Below are 3311 nucleotides of genomic sequence, written 5' to 3' on the forward strand. Positions count from 1 at the left end.
GAATATAAAAAAGCCCCTAACACACGCTAAGGGCTTTTTATAACAGGAAATCTACTTGAAATTATAAAGCAGGGGCTAAATCGTTAAGCTCTTCGATACGAAGCATTCTAATATCAGAAACTGCCGGTTTAAACCAAGAATAATTTTTTGATAATGCTTGAGCAGCTAACACACATTTAACAGCCGTCATTTCAGAGTTACCAAAATAAACACTGCCTTGTTGATGATCGAAGCCCAAAGATTCAAGCGTTTTTTTAACGTCGCCGTAGGCGTTTTGCCAACTTTCTGCAGGGTACAAATCTTTCAAAGTTGCCGTATCGAGATCAAAAGCGATTGCATACATAAAAAAATCCTCTTTAAGTCAAATTACTGGTTGATTATACAATAAACAGATTTCTAGCACAATAATTTTTTGCAAAAGTCTTTAATAAGTTTTGACTATAATCAAAACTATGATTTTAAATCTTTTGAAAGATGTGTATAATCTATTTCAAAACTATTAACTTTTGAATAGAGGTAAAAATGGAACTAGTAAAAGTATGTATTTTTATAATTAGCTTTGCCCTTATTTTCTTAACCATAAGAGTACATAAGTTAGAAAAGCGTAGTGCTGAAACAGCCGAATTATTAGCAAAATATATAAAGAAAAATCAGAATTATTAACTTTTGAAAAGAGGTAAAAATATGAAAGGTTATGAAATTGTTTTAGAAGACAAAGGGCAAGATTTCACTCGCTTTATAACAGATCAGAATGGTGTAGTTGTAGAGGCATTACCATATCAAACAGATATTTGGAAAGGTGCAGAAATACCAATCACTAATCAAAAAATAGGTGAACTATGTATGATACATAAGCCACCGCACATAGAATTTGGATACTTGAATTATAAGGTAACAGCAATCAATCCAAAACTGTAAGAATTAACTTTTGGGCAGGCACTTATGGGATACCTAATCAGCAAAGAAGCAAAACCTAACGGCTGGGACGGCAGCTATTTACTAGAATGCACACATCATTACAATAGTAAATCGCACGATGATTTTTTAATGTATTGTAATCTTTTAAAAGAGATGCCCGACGGTAGAGTAAAAATAAAAGTTTTCGGTTATCGTTGGAAAACAACAACCGGAGAAAAAATTAGATATGTATCTAAAAATAGAGTATCTAAAATAGAAAACTTCAAATTAACTAACTAAAAAACTTTTGAAAATAGATTAATATGAAAAAAGATGTTCAGATTGTAACCTTAACATTTCCAAAACCTAAAAAAGATGAAGATCAAACCTTACTGTATCGAGAGGGAGAAATCTTTTTTACCGTACCAACAATTTACGAAGAAAAGCAAATTGAAGTTTATCAGCATTTAGAATTTTTTGAATGGCGAATTATTGAACTAGTCGATAATTCGCTAGGAATTGATAAAAAAATAGTCCGTTTCGACAGTTTCAATCAACATTATTTATCTGATCGCATTGCTTTATTAAACGCATTAGCATTCTGCTATTCGGAGAATATCTAAATGGCTTTAATCGGATTTGCTAGAGTATCAACCCAAAAGCAAGATTTAAGAGATCAACTTGAGCAACTGCAAAAAGCCGGTTGCGAAAAAATTTTTAAGGGAAAAAATTCAGGCAAAAAAGAAAATAACGCAGAGAGGCTTGCCGAACTGCGCGCTTATATCCGTGAGGGTGATACTGTCGTAGTAACCAAGATAGATAGATTGGGACGTTCAGTTCTCCAAATTTTAAGCGTGTTAGAAGAGCTACAAGAGCGAAAAATTTACTTCAAATCACTTGATGGAATAATAGATACTGAAAACAGAAATGACCCCTGTTCTATTGCCCTTATTCGCCTTGTAAGCGTATTTGCAGAGCTTGACCGTAATTTCATCGTAACCCGAATGAGAGAAGGCAAACTTGCCAAAGGCGAAGCAGGAATAGGAGGGAGACCCAAAAAGCTAACAGGCGAAATTTTAAACAAATTCAAAAGAGATCTAAAACAAGGAAAAAGCCTTTCTAAACTATCCAAAAAATACGGCGTATCGATTGCTACCGCGTCAAGAGCAAGGCGAAAAATACTTGCAGAAAAAAGCTAATACTGTAATAATCTTTTTTGAATAATTGTTTAAAGCCTTTTATTCACGCATAAATAAAAAAGCTCCTTTTCGGGGCTTTTTTGTTTTTAGTCATAGGTTAACTTCAAAGGATATATTTTCAAATATATATTTGAATATATTTTTTAAATATTTTTATACTCAAATTCTGCTTTTCTAACCTTAACTTTCTCTAATCCATCATTAATTGCAATAAGAAAAGCCTCTGTATTATGTCGCTTCATCTCAAAGAGATAGTCAAAAACAATCTGCAAGGCATAGCTAGGAACAGGTTGATAGTTTCTCGCTTCTTTACTTCTTCGCCAACTTCTTAGCTGATTGAGAGAAACTTCATAGCCTGCTATTCGCATTAACTCTATAGCAGCTTCTAAATCATTAGAAAGCCCTGATAAATGTAACAAATTATTAAAAATTTGATTTTTCTGCACACTAAAAATTTCCATAAAATCCACTTAAACGTTACTGAATTATAATACTTTTATAGGTTAAGCAGTAGCACTGCCTAACCTATTTTTAACTACCTTACGCTGCTTTTTGGGCTTTTTCCTCGGCTAAAATCTGACTTGCATAAGCAACGATTTTCATCAAAAAATCAGCGTCTCCCCGAATGGCTAAAGTCGGATCTCGCCATTGCAAATCCCTAATTTCAAAAAGCCTATTCTCGCAAGCCGTGAATAAATGCCCAGCCCCCTTACAACCATCTGAAAAAGGTAAAAATCGCTTAAAAATCTCTTTTTTAAGGTTTAATTCTTCGATTTCATTATTTCGTTTTTCTCTTACCGCTGTAATTTTCTCAATAACCGGCAACATTTCCGCAATGCCTAGCCGTTTAAGAAATTCATTTAAATACCCCCTTTTTTTCCAAAGGGAAAAGGTGATTTCTTGCGAATGCACATTAGAGCCATCTCTTTTATAGTCACCGATCATCAGTTGAGCAATGCCACGTCCTTTATTAGGGTGAACCCTTACACTGATTTCAACCCCTTTAATCTTTGAACGGTAGCAGAGCGAATGAACCCAATCTTTAGGATCAAATTTAAGCCATTTCTGGTTAAACGGTTCGCAAATCTCGCCCGCAAGGTCTTTCAGAAAAATTTGATCGCAAATTTGTTCTAGTCGTGCTTTTGGTTCTGATGTAGTCATAATTTTTCCTTACATTAGGATAACTTAAAAATTCCCCCTTACATTAGGGCTTTC

At 34.0% G+C, this 3311-nt stretch carries 6 protein-coding genes; 3 read left to right on the plus strand and 3 right to left on the minus strand.

What is annotated here, in order from left to right; all coding sequences use genetic code 11:
• Positions 1-61: 61 nt before the first annotated feature.
• The gene (locus tag P7M01_RS10295; RefSeq protein WP_317483642.1) at positions 62-343 is read right to left on the minus strand and encodes a virulence factor; all 282 of its coding nucleotides are present in this window, start codon (positions 341-343) and stop codon (positions 62-64) included.
• Positions 344-684: 341 nt separating this feature from the next.
• Here P7M01_RS10295 and P7M01_RS10300 point away from each other — a divergent pair, with 341 nt between their 5' ends.
• The 3 genes from P7M01_RS10300 to P7M01_RS10310 all read left to right on the plus strand — a co-directional run bounded on the left by P7M01_RS10300 (position 685) and on the right by P7M01_RS10310 (position 2096).
• Positions 685-918, plus strand: a complete 234-nt coding sequence (locus P7M01_RS10300) for a hypothetical protein (RefSeq protein WP_317483646.1) — start codon at positions 685-687, stop codon at positions 916-918.
• A gap of 302 nt (positions 919-1220) precedes the next feature.
• A complete protein-coding gene (locus P7M01_RS10305) occupies positions 1221-1520 on the plus strand; it encodes a hypothetical protein (protein WP_317483647.1) in 300 nt (99 codons plus the stop codon).
• The gene (locus P7M01_RS10310) at positions 1521-2096 is read left to right on the plus strand and encodes a recombinase family protein (protein ID WP_317483648.1); all 576 of its coding nucleotides are present in this window, start codon (positions 1521-1523) and stop codon (positions 2094-2096) included.
• A 143-nt stretch (positions 2097-2239) separates the two neighbouring features.
• Here the strand turns inward: P7M01_RS10310 and P7M01_RS10315 are convergent, their stop codons facing one another.
• Entirely contained in the window at positions 2240-2557 is a 318-nt protein-coding gene (locus P7M01_RS10315; RefSeq protein ID WP_317483649.1) for a hypothetical protein, read from the minus strand.
• Positions 2558-2636: 79 nt separating this feature from the next.
• Positions 2637-3257, minus strand: coding sequence for a hypothetical protein (locus tag P7M01_RS10320; RefSeq protein ID WP_317483650.1), 621 nt, complete (start codon positions 3255-3257; stop codon positions 2637-2639).
• Positions 3258-3311: the final 54 nt, after the last annotated feature.

The sequence above is a fragment of the Exercitatus varius genome, from assembly GCF_029577735.1.
GTDB lineage: Bacteria > Pseudomonadota > Gammaproteobacteria > Enterobacterales > Pasteurellaceae > Exercitatus > Exercitatus varius.

What these genes read in the sequence shown, in the direction of transcription:
- P7M01_RS10305 (WP_317483647.1), top strand. Translation starts at nt 1,221, where the DNA reads ATGAAAAAAGATGTTCAGATTGTAACCTTAACATTTCCAAAACCTAAA.
- P7M01_RS10320 (WP_317483650.1), bottom strand. Translation starts at nt 3,257, where the DNA reads ATGACTACATCAGAACCAAAAGCACGACTAGAACAAATTTGCGATCAA.
- P7M01_RS10300 (WP_317483646.1), top strand. Translation starts at nt 685, where the DNA reads ATGAAAGGTTATGAAATTGTTTTAGAAGACAAAGGGCAAGATTTCACT.
- P7M01_RS10315 (WP_317483649.1), bottom strand. Translation starts at nt 2,557, where the DNA reads ATGGAAATTTTTAGTGTGCAGAAAAATCAAATTTTTAATAATTTGTTA.
- P7M01_RS10310 (WP_317483648.1), top strand. Translation starts at nt 1,521, where the DNA reads ATGGCTTTAATCGGATTTGCTAGAGTATCAACCCAAAAGCAAGATTTA.
- P7M01_RS10295 (WP_317483642.1), bottom strand. Translation starts at nt 343, where the DNA reads ATGTATGCAATCGCTTTTGATCTCGATACGGCAACTTTGAAAGATTTG.